At 35.1% G+C, this 17,076-nt stretch carries 20 protein-coding genes; all 20 read right to left on the minus strand.

Translation table 11 applies throughout. The features are described 5' to 3' along the window. Nucleotides 1–28: 28 nt before the first annotated feature. The 20 genes from JKP34_RS03910 to JKP34_RS04005 all read right to left on the minus strand — a co-directional run bounded on the left by JKP34_RS03910 (nt 29) and on the right by JKP34_RS04005 (nt 16,928). Entirely contained in the window at nt 29–1,075 is a 1,047-nt protein-coding gene (locus tag JKP34_RS03910) for a sulfotransferase (protein WP_201917901.1), read from the minus strand. Then, a complete protein-coding gene (locus tag JKP34_RS03915) occupies nt 1,076–2,134 on the minus strand; it encodes a beta-ketoacyl-[acyl-carrier-protein] synthase family protein (protein WP_201917903.1) in 1,059 nt (352 codons plus the stop codon). Next, nucleotides 2,127–3,521, minus strand: coding sequence for an aryl-sulfate sulfotransferase (locus JKP34_RS03920; RefSeq protein ID WP_201917905.1), 1,395 nt, complete (start codon nt 3,519–3,521; stop codon nt 2,127–2,129). The genes JKP34_RS03915 and JKP34_RS03920 overlap by 8 nt, the downstream gene beginning before the upstream one ends. Then, complete coding sequence (locus JKP34_RS03925) at nt 3,521–4,003, minus strand: hypothetical protein (protein WP_201917907.1); 483 nt, start codon at nt 4,001–4,003, stop codon at nt 3,521–3,523. Before JKP34_RS03925 ends, JKP34_RS03920 begins: the two co-directional genes overlap by 1 nt. Beyond that, complete coding sequence (locus JKP34_RS03930; RefSeq protein ID WP_201917910.1) at nt 4,003–4,869, minus strand: hypothetical protein; 867 nt, start codon at nt 4,867–4,869, stop codon at nt 4,003–4,005. The genes JKP34_RS03925 and JKP34_RS03930 overlap by 1 nt, the downstream gene beginning before the upstream one ends. After that, entirely contained in the window at nt 4,832–5,671 is an 840-nt protein-coding gene (locus JKP34_RS03935) for a tetratricopeptide repeat protein (RefSeq protein WP_201917912.1), read from the minus strand. Before JKP34_RS03935 ends, JKP34_RS03930 begins: the two co-directional genes overlap by 38 nt. Further along, complete coding sequence (gene yidD / locus JKP34_RS03940) at nt 5,672–5,956, minus strand: membrane protein insertion efficiency factor YidD (RefSeq protein WP_201917914.1); 285 nt, start codon at nt 5,954–5,956, stop codon at nt 5,672–5,674. A 61-nt stretch (nt 5,957–6,017) separates the two neighbouring features. Beyond that, complete coding sequence (locus tag JKP34_RS03945) at nt 6,018–6,740, minus strand: hypothetical protein (RefSeq protein ID WP_201917916.1); 723 nt, start codon at nt 6,738–6,740, stop codon at nt 6,018–6,020. After that, nucleotides 6,740–7,177: a hypothetical protein gene (locus JKP34_RS03950; RefSeq protein ID WP_201917918.1), complete on the minus strand. Its 438-nt coding sequence runs from the start codon at nt 7,175–7,177 to the stop codon at nt 6,740–6,742. Before JKP34_RS03950 ends, JKP34_RS03945 begins: the two co-directional genes overlap by 1 nt. A 93-nt stretch (nt 7,178–7,270) precedes the next feature. Then, complete coding sequence (locus tag JKP34_RS03955) at nt 7,271–8,212, minus strand: hypothetical protein (RefSeq protein WP_201917920.1); 942 nt, start codon at nt 8,210–8,212, stop codon at nt 7,271–7,273. A gap of 117 nt (nt 8,213–8,329) precedes the next feature. Then, the gene (locus JKP34_RS03960; RefSeq protein WP_201917922.1) at nt 8,330–9,175 is read right to left on the minus strand and encodes a hypothetical protein; all 846 of its coding nucleotides are present in this window, start codon (nt 9,173–9,175) and stop codon (nt 8,330–8,332) included. Beyond that, a complete protein-coding gene (locus JKP34_RS03965; protein WP_201917923.1) occupies nt 9,141–9,965 on the minus strand; it encodes a hypothetical protein in 825 nt (274 codons plus the stop codon). The genes JKP34_RS03960 and JKP34_RS03965 overlap by 35 nt, the downstream gene beginning before the upstream one ends. Further along, a complete protein-coding gene (gene yidD, locus JKP34_RS03970; protein WP_201917925.1) occupies nt 9,962–10,372 on the minus strand; it encodes a membrane protein insertion efficiency factor YidD in 411 nt (136 codons plus the stop codon). The genes JKP34_RS03965 and yidD (JKP34_RS03970) overlap by 4 nt, the downstream gene beginning before the upstream one ends. Beyond that, nucleotides 10,338–11,027, minus strand: a complete 690-nt coding sequence (locus JKP34_RS03975; protein ID WP_201917927.1) for a hypothetical protein — start codon at nt 11,025–11,027, stop codon at nt 10,338–10,340. Before JKP34_RS03975 ends, yidD (JKP34_RS03970) begins: the two co-directional genes overlap by 35 nt. Nucleotides 11,028–11,087: 60 nt before the next feature. Continuing rightward, complete coding sequence (locus JKP34_RS03980) at nt 11,088–11,504, minus strand: hypothetical protein (RefSeq protein WP_201917929.1); 417 nt, start codon at nt 11,502–11,504, stop codon at nt 11,088–11,090. 129 nt (nt 11,505–11,633) lie between these two features. Further along, complete coding sequence (alr, locus tag JKP34_RS03985) at nt 11,634–12,812, minus strand: alanine racemase (RefSeq protein ID WP_201917931.1); 1,179 nt, start codon at nt 12,810–12,812, stop codon at nt 11,634–11,636. Continuing rightward, nucleotides 12,805–13,956, minus strand: a complete 1,152-nt coding sequence (locus JKP34_RS03990; protein ID WP_201917933.1) for an amidohydrolase — start codon at nt 13,954–13,956, stop codon at nt 12,805–12,807. The genes alr and JKP34_RS03990 overlap by 8 nt, the downstream gene beginning before the upstream one ends. 17 nt (nt 13,957–13,973) lie before the next feature. Further along, entirely contained in the window at nt 13,974–15,044 is a 1,071-nt protein-coding gene (locus tag JKP34_RS03995; protein WP_201917934.1) for an alanine racemase, read from the minus strand. A 1-nt stretch (nt 15,045) separates the two neighbouring features. Beyond that, nucleotides 15,046–15,483: a GNAT family N-acetyltransferase gene (locus tag JKP34_RS04000; protein WP_201917936.1), complete on the minus strand. Its 438-nt coding sequence runs from the start codon at nt 15,481–15,483 to the stop codon at nt 15,046–15,048. A 5-nt stretch (nt 15,484–15,488) separates the two neighbouring features. Then, on the minus strand, nt 15,489–16,928 hold the full coding sequence (locus JKP34_RS04005) for a sodium:solute symporter family protein (protein WP_201917940.1): 1,440 nt from the start codon (nt 16,926–16,928) through the stop codon (nt 15,489–15,491). Nucleotides 16,929–17,076: the final 148 nt, after the last annotated feature.

Consider the following 17,076-nt stretch of genomic DNA (forward strand, 5'->3'; position numbering starts at 1 on the left):
TACTCAAGTTTGTAACTGTTGTTACATTTTAATTTTTGAGAAGTGTGTAGTAAAAATGGAAATCCTGCTCTATTTGGGCTTCACTTATCCCAAACTCTTCCAGTGAGTATTTATGTGCCGATTGATATTGCTTCTGTTTTTTTCTTTGACTCTCTATCGCTTTCAATAAACCTGTGTCATCTTTTAAAGCTAAGAAGTCTGATAGTTCATGCATGACCTCTTCAAAATTACTTATAAGTAGGTCGTAATTTAGTTTGAATAGATTGGGATGCTCTATATGATACACTTTATAGAGTTTCTCAAAATATAAAAGTACTTCCTGATATAGGTTTTTAATATATCGCTCCTGCAATGCTTTGGGCTGATTATCAAAATCATTTAAAGTTCTCTGGATGTTTATTTCCAAACTGAGCGTAGAAGGGATTACTTCTTTCGGGTCACGAAAAAGTATAATGAATTTTGCATCAGGATACATCTTAAGGCTATCTTCAATATGAAATATGCCAAAGAAAGATTTCGATATAAAGCGTTGGGTATCTTTTATTTTCGAAGCGTATATCTTCTTTTGTTTAGTGATTAGTTTTTTATCGTTAACAGTGCTTAAAATACTTTCTCTGAGTTCAGATGTTGAAGAAAAATTACTCCATGCGAGGAAATAAATCCAGTAAAGTAAACCCCTGAATTCCTGAAAGTATAAGGCAATATCATCCGACTCTGGAAGTTCAAAAGCTGTTTTGTGAATTTTAGGGTCATAAACCTTGTCTAAGGAGATGTTTTTAAGCTTTTTTCCGGCTATTGATTTAATAAATTGATGATATGGACCGGAACCAAATATCATTGTTTCCAGATCCATAGCATATAGGGACGTGGATTTTGAAAGTAATCTGTGAAGAAAGGTTGTGCCGCTTCTTAAATGACCAATGAGAAAGATAGGGTTGGTAGGTGTAAATTGGCGTTGGTTTAAACCTAATCTGACTAGCTTTTTATTCAGCGAAATAAATAGAAATAGGAAATAATGATTTTTTCTGACACCAACGGTGCTCTTTAATAACCTTAATGTTTTACCTACTCCCATTTAATTGTGATTTAGTACCATTCCACCCATATATATTCCTGAGCCAAAGGCAATGGCCAGGCTTTCGCATTCAAATCTGTCTTTTTTTACTGAACCGATATTTCGCCACATTAAATGTAGTGTGATAAATAGACTTGCGGCACTAGCATTATCAAACTCGGCCAGCGTCTGATAACTATATTTCATTTGTTTGTCGGATAACTTAAAATATTGCTGAAAAGATTTTAGGATAGGGAGCCCTCCGGTGTGGCTGCAAAAATTTTCAAGCGCTAAAATGTTGAAATTTTCTTCATTTTTGAGTTGTGAAATGAGCTTATCCTCAACTAATTGAGGTAATAGCTGAGCTGTATTGTTTTCAAAGTGCATGCCTTGTTGATCGAGGTTGAGCATATCAGCGTGCTCAAAAGTATTTAGTATACTTTTAATTCTGATCATTTTTGAAATACCATATTGTTTAATGCATGCTTTATTCATTAAAACAACAAAACTTCCAGCATCGGAGAACAATAGATATGACTTGATCATATCTTTGAAATTTTGGTCATTTACAGAATTGAAATCAGCGCCAACAGTGCAATGATCATATATATAAACTAAGGCAGGTTTATCATGCTGCTGACAGAAATGATATGCTTCTTCCATTGCGATAAGGCCGCCAGCACAGCCGTATTCAGTAAACTGTTTGGGTGAAACGTTTCTGTTTAGACCAATAGCATTCGCAATCTGGCAAGCTATATTGGGCAATTTCTGTTGATGACTTGATACATTATAGGCAACCGAAAAGTATCCTATTTCATCGAAACTTATGGCATGAGCAGTCTGTATTTTCTTTTTTAGCCGATGAGCCCAGCCAATAGGTGTATCGACTTTTTTTATCTGTTTTTCGGGTAAAATATCTGTTTCCAATACAGTTAGCTTACGCTCCTTTTTCAGCTTTTTCATTAGCCTACTGGCAAACACCTCATATTTCCGAGGCAGAATTTTAGGAAGGATATCACCAATTTTAACGGGTTCAGGAAGTTGAATTTCGGAATGTGTAATAAAAACTTCTTTACTCATAATACCTGGTAAAATTGAACTCTTTGGGTTTGAAACTATATGCTCTGAATGGGAAAAAGCCATCTTCATATTTCCATTCAATATTTCCGTTGAAATCTGTTAAAAGAATGCTACTGCTGGAAGTTGAACAGAAAAGTAAATTATTATCATTTAAATAAGCGCTTCCCATAACATAAGAAAAGTAGCTTTGGTCAAGAGGCGTTTGGTACATTAAATTGCTAATTTGCCCTTGTGAGATTTTATATATCAGTGCTGATGATTGATTGGTTTCTAATGAGTTATTAAATAAAATAAGCTGTTCCTGGTTAATGAGCTCCATACTATGTTGGCCTGACAAAACATCATCGGTATAAGAATAAAGTAGATCTCCGGTAGAGCCGTCTACTTTCCAGATCTCACTGGTATTTCTAAATGATAAGTAGTAATTGCCATCAGCATCAATAGTGAGCGAGTTCATATGCAACCAATCGTGGGTTCTTTTCAGGATGGCTGGGTCTGTTAATGGTGAACGCACATCGAAAACAGACCATTCCCAAAGAAGTTCACCATTTTCACTGAGTACGATGATACCATCGCCAATCACTTCCTGATTAGCTGAACCACCTATTGATGAAAGATCAACAATGGCAGTATCATAGGTAATAGCATGGTAGTTTCCATTTACCTTTTTAATATCATGATGAAGATATTTTTTGAAATGCTCGCCATATTTGAGACGTTGCTCAACACCATTATTGAAATCGATTTCTACTATCTCGTCAGATGGCAATAGCAAACTGGAGGAATCACCTAGCATTGCAATAATGTGATTTTCTTTTGAAAGACTGAAAACTTTCGGACTTCGTCCTTGCTCGAACTCGTGGTTCCACACTTTATGCCCATACTCATTTAACAAGAAAAATGATTTGGGTGATTTGTTTCTATCGTGCGTAAGAATAAAGCTCTTAAAACTTCTTGATTTTAGATAGCTAGTGACTTTGCCAGATTGCCTTTTATTTTCTTTATAAGGTATACTTATGTTATAATTTTCCTTACAAAGGCAATTTCCTGCTTCATCTTTAATGAGTAGCTTATAATCTGAGTTGGTAGATAGATAGGGTATTTCTATATCAAAATTATTTGAACCTTTGCTTTTTGCTTTACCTGATTTAAGAAAATAGTTTTTGCCTTCTAACTGATAAAAGATACTTAGGTCAGAGGTGTGGGCTGTGTTAAATGAAATAGTTGTTTGACTCGAAATATCATCATATGAAAAGCTAAAGTCGTTTACTGCATTGAAATCATTACATCTTTCCGGTATTTTAAGAGATGCAGGAATGGGTAGTAGGCGCTCACAGCTACTTGTTATAATTATTATAGAAGCGAATAAAAATACACTAAGCCTCATTATCTATTGAAATAATAGCTCAGTTCAATTAAACCTCTGATGTTTTCTGTCAGTGTAGCACTTCTAGAAAAAGTAAGGGTAGATTCAACAGCCAGACTCAAATTTTTCTTTTCAAATGGAAATAATTCTATTCCAACAGGAGCGTGAAACTCAATTAGAGCATTGAGTACATCATCATTTGCTCTAAAGTTCTGCCGATAGAAGAAATCAAATCCTAAGCCAAAATACATTCTGTAATCTTCTGACTTCAGAAAGTTAATGGCCAGATTCTGACTCGTCTTTAAGCTTAAATCATAACTTTCCAGACTATATCCTGCACCAAGACCAATTCTGCCGATATAAGAGAGTGCTTTATCATTATAGGTTTTAAAGGCTACTCCTTCTGTACCAATGCCTATCCCTATGTTTTTTAGCAATTGTGCCGAGCAGTCGACTTGTAAGCAGACGTAAAAGAATAAAAATAATGAGAGGAACCTTTTCATTAGCGTTGTGTAAGATTTTGTGTGTAATAATTTTGATGAAAGAGTGAGAGTATATTTAGTAATATCGCGTCTAACTCATTCTCTATTTTTTGTTGAGCCAGTAGTTCAGCTTTAGTGTAACCACCCATGAAATATCTCTGATACCAAGGCATGATATTGAAAACTGCATTTACAAATCCGGTATTGATACTATTATAAATCAGTAAGGTGCCAAGCCCGCCAACGAGTAAAGTGGAATTCAATCCCTTTTTCCATTCTCCCAGATAATAAAATCCTAAACCCGGGAAAATCATACTCAAAATACGTGCTTTTTTTGGAGACTTCTTGTAAAGTTTAATAGCCTCTTGCTTGAATTTGCTGAGCTGACTTTTACAAAGGCCTGATCCATAACAGAGTTTGTCAAAAAACTCAAAGGACTTATCCATTTTTCCAGTTTTGTAATAAGCTATTGCCTGTATTTGATTTTTGGAACTAATTAGTATTGAGTCCTTTGTATCAATACCAAATGATATGGCAAGGGCGTCAAAAAAGTCCTTATTACGGATGGCACAATCTGCTTTTTTAATAAGTAAGGCATTAATATCTCCATTATTATTTTGAGCTGTACTAATGGCTAAATCATAATAATAGTAGGCATCTGCGTAGCTCTTGGTGTTATAATGCGCATTAGCCAGCTTATCATAAACATTTACAGAGAGTTTTAATGATTTGTCAAAGAATAAAACTCTTTCATATAATGATGCGGCTGTTGAATACTCTTCCTTAGCGTAAGCACTGTCAGCAATAAGAAGTGTTTCTTCTATACTTTGTGCATGGCTAAACAGTGCATTAAAGATTAGAAAAAATATAATAATCGGCTTTTTCAAATTGTTGATTATAAAATTTCTGATTGTAGTCTTTAGCAGCTTTATAGCTACCAAATAAATCGCCTAAGTAAAAACTCAAGCTGAGACCACCATAAAACCATCCCTGCCATTGTCCTATATTATCATTAGTAAAACCTCTATAGGCCTGAAATGCCGTTAATCCAATAAAAACAAAATTAACAGCGGCATCTGCGTAATCTTTTGTATACACTCTTCCCAATCCCGGAATAATAGAGCTAAGCCCTAAAGCTAATACTGGTGATTTTAGTTTGAAGTTTTGAGTGTCATGTATCAGCTCAGTAAAAAGCTGACTTCTCGAGTTGAAGAAGTCGTTATTAAAGTCATTTGAAAATAATATTTCTGACTTGCTAAACTCTTTTTGGTAAAACCTTAGTATGGCCTTGTTGAATTGAGCTGAAGGAGTTTTAAATATGAATTCTTCAGAATTAAGCACATGAGCTGCCTTGTCAAAACTTCTGCGTCTAATGTAGCTTAGAAATATTAATTGTGAAGCTGTGCTATCAGGCTTATTGTTAAAAGTATTCAGTATAGCTTCCGTATTCCCTAGTTTAAAATGGCAATAGGCTAGTTGGTGTTTGTAAAATAACATCTGACCCGAGTCAAGAAAAAGAAGCCTCTCATATTCAGTAATTGCTTTATTAAAGTCTCTTTTATGAATTAAAAAGTCAGCATATTTATTGCTTGCATCTACACTAAAGATATCTTGTGAAAAGCCTTGTTGGCTTAAGTTGCCAAAGATTAGTGAAAATATGACTAAATATTTAATTGATAGTTTGCTCATTTAATTAACCGGATCGAATAATAAGCCTGTTTCCACGTGTATTTCATATTTATTAGGGGCCAGGCTATGGCACCTGGATAACCTGTCGAACGTCATTAAATAGCCCTTAAAAACCCCTTTTTGAGAGATCGCATTTACTGCATATTGCGAACAGGAAGGATGGAAAGAACATGATCCAAAGTCCTGAGCAGAGAAGAAATTTTTGTAGAACCAAAAACTTACTTTTAAAATAGATGCAGGAATATTATCTGCTAGTTGTAAGGTGTAATGTTCTTGAGTTTGCACATCAAGAGAGTGTTGAACAGACTTTTTTGTGGCTTCTATGATATTACCTTGACAAAAAAGATTATTTGCTGTTGTGAGGAATATTATAATTATAATAGCTGTTGTTCTGCATTTCATTCAGCACTATATTTTTGTAGCTATATATTTTAGTGATTTTGGACGAGCCAATATTTTCCTTTTTAAAGTATTGATGGATAATTTCTGAAGGGATATTAAGTCCTTGAACAAAAATATAGTCCTTAAAATTCTGTTTGCTTAATAAATTGCCTTCCTTATCGTAAAAAATTATTGCCTCTAATATATTTCCCTTATTAAGGGTCAGAATTTTTCCTGTTACTCCCTTTAATGTAGAAGAAGGATTCCACTCGGTTATTATTTTTCCTTCCTGCTCCTGAATATCAACTTTTTGATAATACTGATTGTCCGCCAAACCAAAGTTTTGCAGTTTATTATTTAAAATCAAATGATAAACCGAACTACTTATGAAATTATCAAATAAGGAACTTTGATTGACGATTTGATCATTAACGATGGTATAAACTAATGAATCATAAAAAACCAGGGTTTCTTTCTCTGGAAAGCTTATATCCATTACTAGTTTTTCCGAAACTACATCATAAAAAAGAGTTCCAGTTGTAAGCCTATCGCCTGTGTTTTGAGCACTAAGTTCTTTAATCGAAAAATCAGCTTTTATCCTGAAAAATTGCTGTGACCTGAGTGTAAAAGGAAGCAAAAAAAAGGCAATTATTACAATAATCGCCTTTTTGTAATTTTGAATTGACACTAATAATAGGATACGATTGCCGCTACATAAATTACATAAAAAACGGCCCAAACAGCTGTACTCGTAACACAACCCCAAAGAGCTTTTTTAGTTTCTTCTTTGTCATCAGTTACAAAATATACTACTGCAATACCGGATACACCACAGCATAGCCCCCATAAAAATGAAGGAATACCAAGTGCTTGCTCTCCACCTTCGGCTAAACTCAGTCCTGAATAATTTCTGTCAAGATTGATGTCAGCATTTAGCAATTCAGCATTTGCATTGATTTGTGAAAGCGTTAAGTCCTTTTCTTTGGCGACTTTCTCTAATTCATCTAATTGTTCAATTCGGTCATTATATTCCGTAATATCAATATTAAAATCATCATTATTGAGTGCATACGAGGTGCTTAAACCTATTAATACTAATGACAGAGAGAAAAATAATTTTTTCATTGTGGTGTAAGTGTATGTTAAAACCGTGAAACTACTAACTTTTTATTTAAGAGCTAATAATTTCATCGAAAAGTGAGAAAATTGATAATGAATTTAATTAATCAAAGTTAGTGTGTACTTATATGCCCTGCTTTCCTCAAGCAATTCTTTGTAATCTTCCTTTTTAGTTAAAGAATAAGCCTTTTTGTAAAGCAAGCTTTTTAGATGATCGCCACCTCCAAGATTATCTATTGCTTTAATAGCTTGTAGTATGCTACTTTCTGTAGTTTCTTGATTAGTCAAAACCTTATAACACAAACCATATTTGTTGAAATAGGTATTTTTAGAGGTTAATAATTTATCTACTAAGTAAGTGAGTGAATCAGTTGAATTGTTCGAAGCTAGGCTTGACTCAATATAAAACTCATAGAATTTAAGATTAGCGGGGTGTCTTTTAATTAACCTGCTGGCATACTTAAATGCTGAATCAGGTTTGTTTTCAATCCTCAAGTAAATTTGACTCAAATAGATCAGTGCTTCCGTTTGAGCAAAACTGTTTGAATTTGCCAATTTTTTCAAACCATAAATGCCTTTCTCTTTTTTACCACTTTTAAAGAACCATATGAGTCCCGCCAAAACTTTATTGGTTTCGCTGTAGTAAGAGTAATAGTAATGATACAGACTAACAGGGAGTAGCCACTCTGTCTTAATTGATTCAATTGGTAGCTCAATTTTGGGAGATATGGTTTTGTATACGCTAGCTCCATTTGAGAAAGCTTTATAATATGATTTGTTATTGTAATGATATTCTGCTTTAAGCAGGGCATTGTTAATGGTAATTAAGGAATCAAATACTGAATTAGCTTTTGTATAATCATCCACTAAGTAATTACCGTATAGCTCAATGACTGATTCGTCTTGCTCATGGATAGGTAGGTACTTCCATCTGATGTAATGTGCTTTTAGGAAGTTATGATAGCTTGGCAATTCTGCACTATCTAAGGTTGATATGATAGAATCAGCCTGGTCAAAATCGACATTATATAAGCTTTGCATGCAAGCATTTAATTTGCTTTCAAGCTTTTGCCCAAAACTCTTGAAACTCAAAGTGAAGAGAGTTACTGTAGCTACGATAATAACGATTTGCTTCACGAACACTTTAGGCAGCAGAATTTATTTTATTTTTTCCGGATGCATGAGTACCAACTCTTGATATACTTTCGAGCGTATCAGTTCTTGTTTCTCAAGTGCATTTTCCTTGGCGTTTTGGTATCCACCTCTATGGTATCTTTGAAACCACGGTAATACTACCAGGTAACCTTCAACTAAAGAGAAATCCATCACATAATTAAAGTATAAGGTTACAAAAGCGGCCGTTAACATCATAGAGTTTAGACCATCCTTGAAATCGCCATATAGCATTTGACCAGAACCTGGAATGAATACACTGAGCCACATAGCTAAATTAGGTTTAATATTTTCAGCCTTTTTAAGCTGATTCTTCAACTCATTAAATTTTAGGGCTTCCTTTTCTTGCAGACTTAAATACTCATCGAAAACATCAATAGATCTTTCATAATCATCTTTAAGGTAATAGATAATTCCTTTGAGATACTCTTTTCTAAACTGAGTTTGCTCGTTGCTATTTGTCTTTAGATCAAACAGGGCAATTAAACCTTGATCAAATTCCTTTAACTGTAAATAAGTGAATACTTTGCGGAAAATAATTTCATTTCTGGCTGAATCATTATCTGCCTGATATTGAGCTATATCATAAAATTTGATGGCTCTTTCTGCATTATTGTTTAATCTGTAGGAGTCTGCCAGTTTGGTGTATACACTGAAATCTACCTTTCCTTCCGAGAAGAAGATTACTCTTTCAAACGCTAAAGCACTATTCTGATAGTTGCCAACCTCAAACTGCTCATTGGCATAAACCAGTGTTGATTCTATGCTTTGAGCTACTAGCTCTAGTGTGCTGAGACTAATAAGAATTATTAATAAGTATCCTCGTTTCATTCTCAATTTCTAACCAATAATTCTCATTATAAACCTGTGCGGATTTTACAGAGCCAAAAATGTTGCCAGCATAAAAGCCTGTAGCAACTGTACCGAATATCCAGCCACTAGTTGAATTCACACCATCTTTATTAAATCCCCTGATGGCTTGAAAAGTAGTTCCACCAACAACCAGTAAGCTAAAGATGCCATCTTTAAAATTACCTGTATAAAATTTACCAGTTCCAGGAATAATAGCTGATAAAATACCCGCTAAAAACGGACTTTTTGTATCAGGCTTTTTAGACCTTTCTAATAACTCATTAAAATTTGATTTGTATTGGAAGGGAAAAGCCTGAAGTTCATTGAAGGTATCGTAGGCTTCCTGCCATTCACGGTTTAGTACATTCTTATGAAGCTTGTAAACGGCCTTTTTATTATTTGCTAAAGGAACAGCAGTATATTGTAGATCAAAGTCACTAAAATCTTCATTTAATATTAATAGTTTTAAGTAGAGATTAGCAACAGGATCAGTGAAATCTTTAACTGAAGGGTAAAGTTTTTTACTTCTGGAAATGGCTTTACCAAAATCCTTATTCTCAAAATAACTACTCAATAATTTATACTTGATGCTGTCATTTCTATCATCAAGAAATAATAGACGCTCATATTCTATAGCTGCTAATTCAAATTGCTCACTTTGATAAAGGTATGAAGCAAATTTTTTACTGTTTTCTGTATTGTAGATGTCTTGACTATAAGCAGCTATTGCATATAATGTCAGGAAAATGCTAAGACTTAATTTCTTCAAAGTTTCAAAGGGTCTAGTAACAATCTTGTTTCAGGATCTACTTCATATTTTTCGGGGGATAGGGAGTTGCATCTTGATAGCCTATCAAACCCATTGAGCATTCCTTTGAATATTCCTTGCTGTTTTACTGCCTGAAGGGCATACTCTGAACAAGAAGGTGTAAAAGAACATGATTGTGAATCTTGAGATGAGATAAATTCTTTGTAAAATAAGAACAAGCCCGACATCACAAATTGTAATTCATTAGTGTTTTGCTTCACATAATGATACTTATCTGATAGCTTTTCTTTTGAAGCAGCGTGGTGGTGTTCGTCTAAATTTTGAAGTAATGCTATCTCTGAAATTTCCTGTGCTTTGCCAACGCCTGCTATGCTAATCAATAAGATTAGAATAATATTTCTCCTCATTGGTAATATCATCAATTTTTATGTTCTTAAAAGTAGTAATCTTATAGAACTCCTCATCATTATAATAGGTAATTTGAATAATTTTTGAAGGAAATGGGAGACCACCGCTTACCACATAGTCCTTAAAAAACTGTTTTCCCGCCAGCTTGCCATCAGGCTTGAACAAAGCAATCCCGAATAACTGTCCATCCTTCACGGATAATACAGTCTTTCCTAACATTTCGGTCATAGTGCTTGGAGGAACCCATTCAATAATAGTCATGCCATCGGCTTCTTCAACAGAATTAACCGTATAGCCAGTTTTGTTCAACCCAAAGTTCTTAAGATCTCCGGATAGCGTTAAATTAAATATAGAAAACTGGTTAGTGTTGGGTGTATATTGGCTACTCTTAACAGTTTCATTCTCTATAACAAAAATTTGTGTGTCTGCTACTACTAACTTCTGTGGAGTAGGGAAGGTAACATCATAGATTATTTGATCAATGTTCTTGTCATAGTAGACTTTGCCTTTGTAGAATTCATCACCTGAAATATTCTGTTCTTTAATGGTGAAGTCGGCAGTTATCCTAAAATAAGCCTGTGCCTGAACATTTAAGGTAGAAAGTAATGTCAGCGTAAGAAAGAGAAGTTTCTTTAAAGTTAATTTCTTCAACATAATGAAATAAAAATGGCTGATTAAATTTAATCAGCCATTAACTATAAAAATTGTTGTTCTTTAGTAAAGGAAATAAGTTGGACCGGCTAAAATTAAAGAAACACCTATACCAATAAAGTAAGATATTTTGTGATCGCTACCTTTACTGTCATTTAATAATACAGTGAAAATACCGATTGGCCAACAGCAGAAACCCCATGCAAATGAGCCCCATTGCATATCATCAAACGAGAAATCGTTATGCGCCATGGTACTTTCAGGAGAGTACTTTAAGCTTGAAGTTAACTCAGGATTCAATTGGCTAACTGTACTTAATGTTGCGTTCTCATTCATTTCAACATAAGTTTCAAGCTCGTTAAGAGCAGACATCTCAGAATTAATTTTATCCTCATTTAATTCAAATAGGTTATCGTTGCTTGCATAACCCGAAAAACTGATTGCTCCGAAAGCAACTAATGCAAATAGTAGTTTTTTCATGATTGTAATGTTTAGTTTAATGGAAGTGACTAAATAAAGCTTTTTTCAAGGTAAAACCAACTTCTAGAGTGTTATTTGTTGATTTTTCTGTATTTTCCTAATAAGAATTTTAGTGATGGCCGCTTATTCTTATTCAATAACCCTAGGGATATCCTGTGGAAGCCTGCTGAGTAGTTCATAATTAAGTTGGTTACTTAGTTCACCAAAGCTGGCCACCGTAACTTTTACTTTACCGGATGAACCAATTAATATCACCTCGTCACCCTTTTCAACACTTTTGCATTCAGTTACATTGATCATCATCAGGTTCATGTTGATGGTGCCAATAACTGCCACACGCTTGCCATTTACAATAGCTCTTCCCTGATTACTTAAAGATCTGGCAAAGCCATAAGCGTAACCCACAGGAACAGTAGCTACCTTCATTTTTTTAGGTGCCTGATAACTCGTTCCATAACCTATAAAATCACCCATCGGAACTTCTTTAGTTGACATCACCTGAGAAGTCCATTTAATAACACGGCTAAGAGGGTCTTTCGAACGTTCCTTGGCGTGACCATTTTTTCTCTGATGATATATAAAAGTTTCTCTACTCGGCCAAAAACCATATAGAAGAATACCTACCCGTACCATGTCCATTTGAGTTTCAGGGTATGAAATCATGGCTGCAGAGCAAGCTGTATGTTTGTATTTGGGTTTAAGTCCTTCCGATTCAAATAACGAACAGTATTTCTTGTAAAGGGTGATCTGGTCTTGAATACGTAAATAATTGGTTATGCTTTCGGCTCCAGCATAATGTGTGCACAAACCTTCTAAAAGGAAATGTTCTTCATTTTCTTTTAGAATGCTAAGCGCCTCAGGAATATGTTTTTCCTCAAGGCCTGTCCTATTCATGCCAGTTTCAAGCTCAATATGAATTTTGGCTTGTAGGGATAGCTCTTGCGCAATTTTTAAGGCAGTATTTAGCCTGTCTAATTCAAAAACAAAGAATGATACCTCGTTTTTTATAGCCCAGCGGATTTCATCATTGTTAAGCCAGCCCATGATCATGACTTCAGTTTTCTTACTTTTTACTTCACAAACCTGATAAGCTTCGTGTGATGAAAAAACTGAAAAATGATTGATGCCGCTTTTTTCAAAAATGGGAACCATTTGCTCAATGCCATGACCGTAGGCATTACCCTTTACTACCGCAGAAAGTAAGGTGCCTTCTTTAAGCTGACATTTAACAAATTTTACGTTTCGTTTAGCGGCTCTCGGGTTTAAGTAAATCGTTGAGGTTGATCGTGTAGGGATTAATTTATCCATTAGCTTCAAAAAATTGAATTAAACCAGTATACATTCTTATGCCGTCAGCTATGATTTCGTCAGGGAAGTCATAAGTATCATTATGTAGCATCGGGCAATCGGTCCCAGCACCTAAACCAAAAAAACCTGATTTGGTAATTCGTTTATAATGGCCGAAATCTTCGCTCCATTTGAATGGTTCTTCCTTTTCTTTAAAATTTAGTGATTGTTCTCCTGCCGTATCCTTTAAAAGCTTCAGTATATCTTCAGAGTTCTCTGTGGTAGGAAAACTCTCTGTATACTCAAGCTTGTAAATTAAGCCGTGTTCTTCTGATTCCTTAATTACAAGTTCTTCAGCTAATGTGATAAGTTTATCCAGTTCTTCATCTTTGTAAGCACGAAGAGTAGCTCTTATTTCAGCGTAGCCAGGGCTAGTTCCAAAAGCAATTTCGCCCATTTTAGCATGTATTACGGTTGACAATACCAGATGATGAAATTTTGACTTTTCTGTTAAATTAGTGAGTCCTTGAATAATATTTGAAAAGGCAATAGCTGGACTTACACCATTTTCTGGTTCTGCCGCATGACTCGTTTGTCCTTTAAGCTTAATGACCATGCCGGTTGAGGCTGCTGCAAAAGTTCCTTTTCGAGTAACTATACTACCCTTTTCAAAGCCGGGTAAGTTGTGTAAGCCAAATAGGTAATCCAATTGTATGTTTTTCTCTTCAAGAAAGGATGAAATGGCTTCTGCTCCTTCACCAATTTCTTCGGCAGGTTGAAATATAAGAAATATCGAATTTTTTCTGTTTTTTAACTGGGTAATGAATTGGGCTATGCCTGCAACCATGGTGCTATGGCCATCATGACCACATTTATGGGCTACATTCTCTGTTTTGCTTCCATATTCTAGTTCAATTGTTTCATCAATAGGTAAGGCGTCCAAATCAGCACGAAAGCCAATATTCAGTATTTTATGACTGGAACCTTTGAACTCAACTATTAAGCCGTGTCCTCCAATATTTTCATAAACTTTATCAGGCTTAAATTTCTCCAGATAGGATTTAACGATTTGAGCAGTTTTTTCTTCCTGATTTGAAAGTTCTGCATTTTGATGAAGCGTATGTCTTAATGAAACTAATTCTTCAATATCGATTTGATGATTCATATAAATCGGATGATTTACTATTCAACAGTTTTTTCAATATAATTAGAATTAAGAATACCCAAAGCACCCATGTACTTTAGTTTAAAGTTTATTAAGTCACCAACCTTTCTATTTTTTTCGTTTTCACCCAGATCGATTACAATCATATCTGAACTTGATCCTACAACTTGAAATTCGTAGTCTTCTAAGATCAGGTATTTAGGGTCAATATCAAGCACGCCTACATCTAAAATGGCTCTAAAACTTGTTTGTCCGTAGAGCGATTCATCAATTTCAGTAATTTCTCCTTGCGGATTTGCAGCCATTTCACCCATAGGTACTTTCGGCTTTTCTGTGATCTCAATAATCTCAGTAAATAACTCCAGGCAGTCATCATGCATACCAGGTATGGTATTTTCTTCAAATAAATCAGCTCCAAAATAAAGTGTTTCTCCTATTCTGAAGTGGTTAATACCCGCTGGAATTTGTTTGTTCATGATAAGCGGAATTGTCACTGATGTGCCTCCTGAAACAAGAGGTATTTTCCGATTGAACTTTAGCTCAATAATCTGCTTGTAAAGACTTAACTGAATCAATTTATCACGTGAAGGCATAACACCATGCAAGCAATTGAGGTTAGTTCCAATCCCTTCAATCTGAATATTTGGTAGCTCAAAAACTTTGGCATAGAAATCTACTAAATGGTCGCCCATAACCCCTTCTCTAAGGTCACCGGTTTCAACCATAATAATAGCCTTATGTACTTTATCTTGCCTTTTGGCCTCTTCTGATAGCAATTTTAGCGTGTAGTATTCAGTATTCATGCTCATATCAGCATAGCGAACTATATCAGGAATACTTCTTTTTGCGGGAGGCTTTATATAACAAGTTTTAACAGTGCTATCTATCTCCTTAACCTTCTTAAGGTTACTGATTCTAGAGTCGTGAATTTCTCTGAAACCAAGGTTAATAACTTCTTTTAAATATAATTCATTACCGCAAAAAAGCTTTGTCACTGCGCCCCAATCAAGATCATTTTCAGTAAAAAGCTGATGAAGAAAGTCGAAATTATGTTTGAGTTTTTTCTTATATAGTTTTAGAAAAGCCATCTTATTTTTTTAGCCTCATTTCGAGGTATTTATTTGTGAAACCCAGCTTTTCGTATAGATGCTTTGCAGGATTATCAGGCTCAACATGTAAAGCTATATCTCCTTTAGCGGTACTAATAGCCCTGTTCATTAACTCTTTGCCTACACCTTTTCCACGTTGATCGCTATGAACAGCGATGTATACCAGAATGTTTTCAGGAATGTAACCTGACATACCCGTTTGGTTAACCACCACAGCCCCTTTGATTTTCCCTGATTCTCGTGCTAAAACAACAAAGCCTCCTTGATGCCCAAACGAACTCAAAGAATAATCGAGACATTTCATAATATCCTCTTTGGCATCTCCATATTGATCGAGGTGAACAAATAAAAAATCAGCTATCTCATTTTTCTGAAGTGTTGTAGCTGTATCTATTGAAGTGAGGGTTTGATATTCCATTTTAGTTATTGAGTTTGTTTTTTAGGAGATAATATTGAAAATATAATAAAACTTATAGCTGAAACCATAATTCCGAATACATTTGGATCCAAATTATAGGGTAGCTTAACATTTAACGATGAAAGTAAAACTGTGGTAGCACCACCAAAAATCATCGCCATTAATGCACCCATCGGACTGCTTTTTTTCCAGAATAATCCACCTATTACTGGTACAAATAAACCTGATACCATAAAAGCATAGCTGTAAAGCATCAGGTTAAGTACGTTGGTCATTTGGCTGGCCAATAAAATAGCAATTAAACCAATAGCTAACGTCACCCATTGCGATAGCCTCATGAAACTTTTATCAGACTTAAATTTATCAGAAAACTTTTGTATAAAATCAGTTACAATATTCCCTGATGAAGCCATCAGACAACTATCCGCAGTAGATAGAATTGCCGAAAAATAAGCCGACATCATTAATCCTAACAATCCAGTAGGGAGTATTGTTCTTAATAGCATAGGAAGACCTTGTTCAGGGTCCGTCTGGCTAATGTTGGCAGGCCCCAAATAATCAAACATTCCCTGGTCAGCGGCAACCTTAGCCATCAAACCTAAAGCCACACCCATAAAAGCCATAATAGGCCATTCAAATAAACCAGCAATAAACCATGCACGCTTAGCAGTTTTCACATCTCTACTGGCATATATTCTTTGATAAAGTGTCATGCCTACAAACCATATTGGTATGATGGTAACTACATAATAGACAATATCCTGCCAACTAATATTGGTAAATGTGAGCATTTCAGGAGCTACAGTTTCTTGAATAGCACTCCATCCGCCAACACTGTTATAGGCCATAGGAATACCTATAAATACCAAACCAGCCATTAAAATAATCCACTGGATGGTGTCTGTATAGATAACGGCCTTAATACCACCCATTACAGTGTATACCACAGCTACAATGCCCATGATCCAAAGGGCCATATTCATATCGAGGTCAACAAATGTGCCTGAAGCAAGTTTGGCTCCTGCCAGTATTTGAGAGCTTGTAAAACCTAAATAGCCCACCGCTGATATTAAACCAGCAATTAACGCTACTTTTCTATCATAAAAATATTCGAAGAGCTGAGGGAAAGTATGAAATTTTGCGAAGGCCGGATTTCCTTTAATTTTTGGAATCAGGAAAACAGCAGCTAACCAGGCGCCTATTAAGCCGGTAAATAACATCCATGAGCCAGATAAGCCAATAGTAAAACCTAGTCCGCCTAATCCAATTGAGAAACCACCACCCACATCGGTAGCAACAACGGACAACCCGATGTGACCACTGCTCATGCTTCTTCCTCCTACATAATAATCATCAACACCTGAATTTTTTCTTAAAAAATAGAAGCCAACACCTAGCATGGCAACCATATAAAATACGAAAATTAGTATGTCAATTATATGCATAGAAGGTTTTTAGGCCTAAACGATAAAATTTATGGTTTAAAATGTATCAGAAGAGAAAGGATTATATAAATCGCTTTCGAAACATCAATTTGTAATATAAAGAAAATAAACCCACAAAAAAAGGGCACGAGGCCCTTTCAATGTCAGT

This window comes from Marivirga atlantica (assembly GCF_016734805.1).
Lineage (GTDB): Bacteria > Bacteroidota > Bacteroidia > Cytophagales > Cyclobacteriaceae > Marivirga > Marivirga atlantica.

Excerpts from the sequence above, each read along its gene's own strand:
- JKP34_RS03910 (WP_201917901.1), bottom strand. The coding sequence starts at position 1,075 with ATGGGAGTAGGTAAAACATTAAGGTTATTAAAGAGCACCGTTGGTGTC.
- JKP34_RS03915 (WP_201917903.1), bottom strand. The coding sequence starts at position 2,134 with ATGAGTAAAGAAGTTTTTATTACACATTCCGAAATTCAACTTCCTGAA.
- JKP34_RS03920 (WP_201917905.1), bottom strand. The coding sequence starts at position 3,521 with ATGAGGCTTAGTGTATTTTTATTCGCTTCTATAATAATTATAACAAGT.
- JKP34_RS03925 (WP_201917907.1), bottom strand. The coding sequence starts at position 4,003 with ATGAAAAGGTTCCTCTCATTATTTTTATTCTTTTACGTCTGCTTACAA.
- JKP34_RS03935 (WP_201917912.1), bottom strand. The coding sequence starts at position 5,671 with ATGAGCAAACTATCAATTAAATATTTAGTCATATTTTCACTAATCTTT.
- JKP34_RS03950 (WP_201917918.1), bottom strand. The coding sequence starts at position 7,177 with ATGAAAAAATTATTTTTCTCTCTGTCATTAGTATTAATAGGTTTAAGC.
- JKP34_RS03955 (WP_201917920.1), bottom strand. The coding sequence starts at position 8,212 with ATGCAAAGCTTATATAATGTCGATTTTGACCAGGCTGATTCTATCATA.
- JKP34_RS03960 (WP_201917922.1), bottom strand. The coding sequence starts at position 9,175 with ATGAAACGAGGATACTTATTAATAATTCTTATTAGTCTCAGCACACTA.
- yidD (WP_201917925.1), bottom strand. The coding sequence starts at position 10,372 with ATGAGGAGAAATATTATTCTAATCTTATTGATTAGCATAGCAGGCGTT.
- JKP34_RS03975 (WP_201917927.1), bottom strand. The coding sequence starts at position 11,027 with ATGTTGAAGAAATTAACTTTAAAGAAACTTCTCTTTCTTACGCTGACA.
- JKP34_RS03980 (WP_201917929.1), bottom strand. The coding sequence starts at position 11,504 with ATGAAAAAACTACTATTTGCATTAGTTGCTTTCGGAGCAATCAGTTTT.
- alr (WP_201917931.1), bottom strand. The coding sequence starts at position 12,812 with ATGGATAAATTAATCCCTACACGATCAACCTCAACGATTTACTTAAAC.
- JKP34_RS03990 (WP_201917933.1), bottom strand. The coding sequence starts at position 13,956 with ATGAATCATCAAATCGATATTGAAGAATTAGTTTCATTAAGACATACG.
- JKP34_RS03995 (WP_201917934.1), bottom strand. The coding sequence starts at position 15,044 with ATGGCTTTTCTAAAACTATATAAGAAAAAACTCAAACATAATTTCGAC.
- JKP34_RS04000 (WP_201917936.1), bottom strand. The coding sequence starts at position 15,483 with ATGGAATATCAAACCCTCACTTCAATAGATACAGCTACAACACTTCAG.
- JKP34_RS04005 (WP_201917940.1), bottom strand. The coding sequence starts at position 16,928 with ATGCATATAATTGACATACTAATTTTCGTATTTTATATGGTTGCCATG.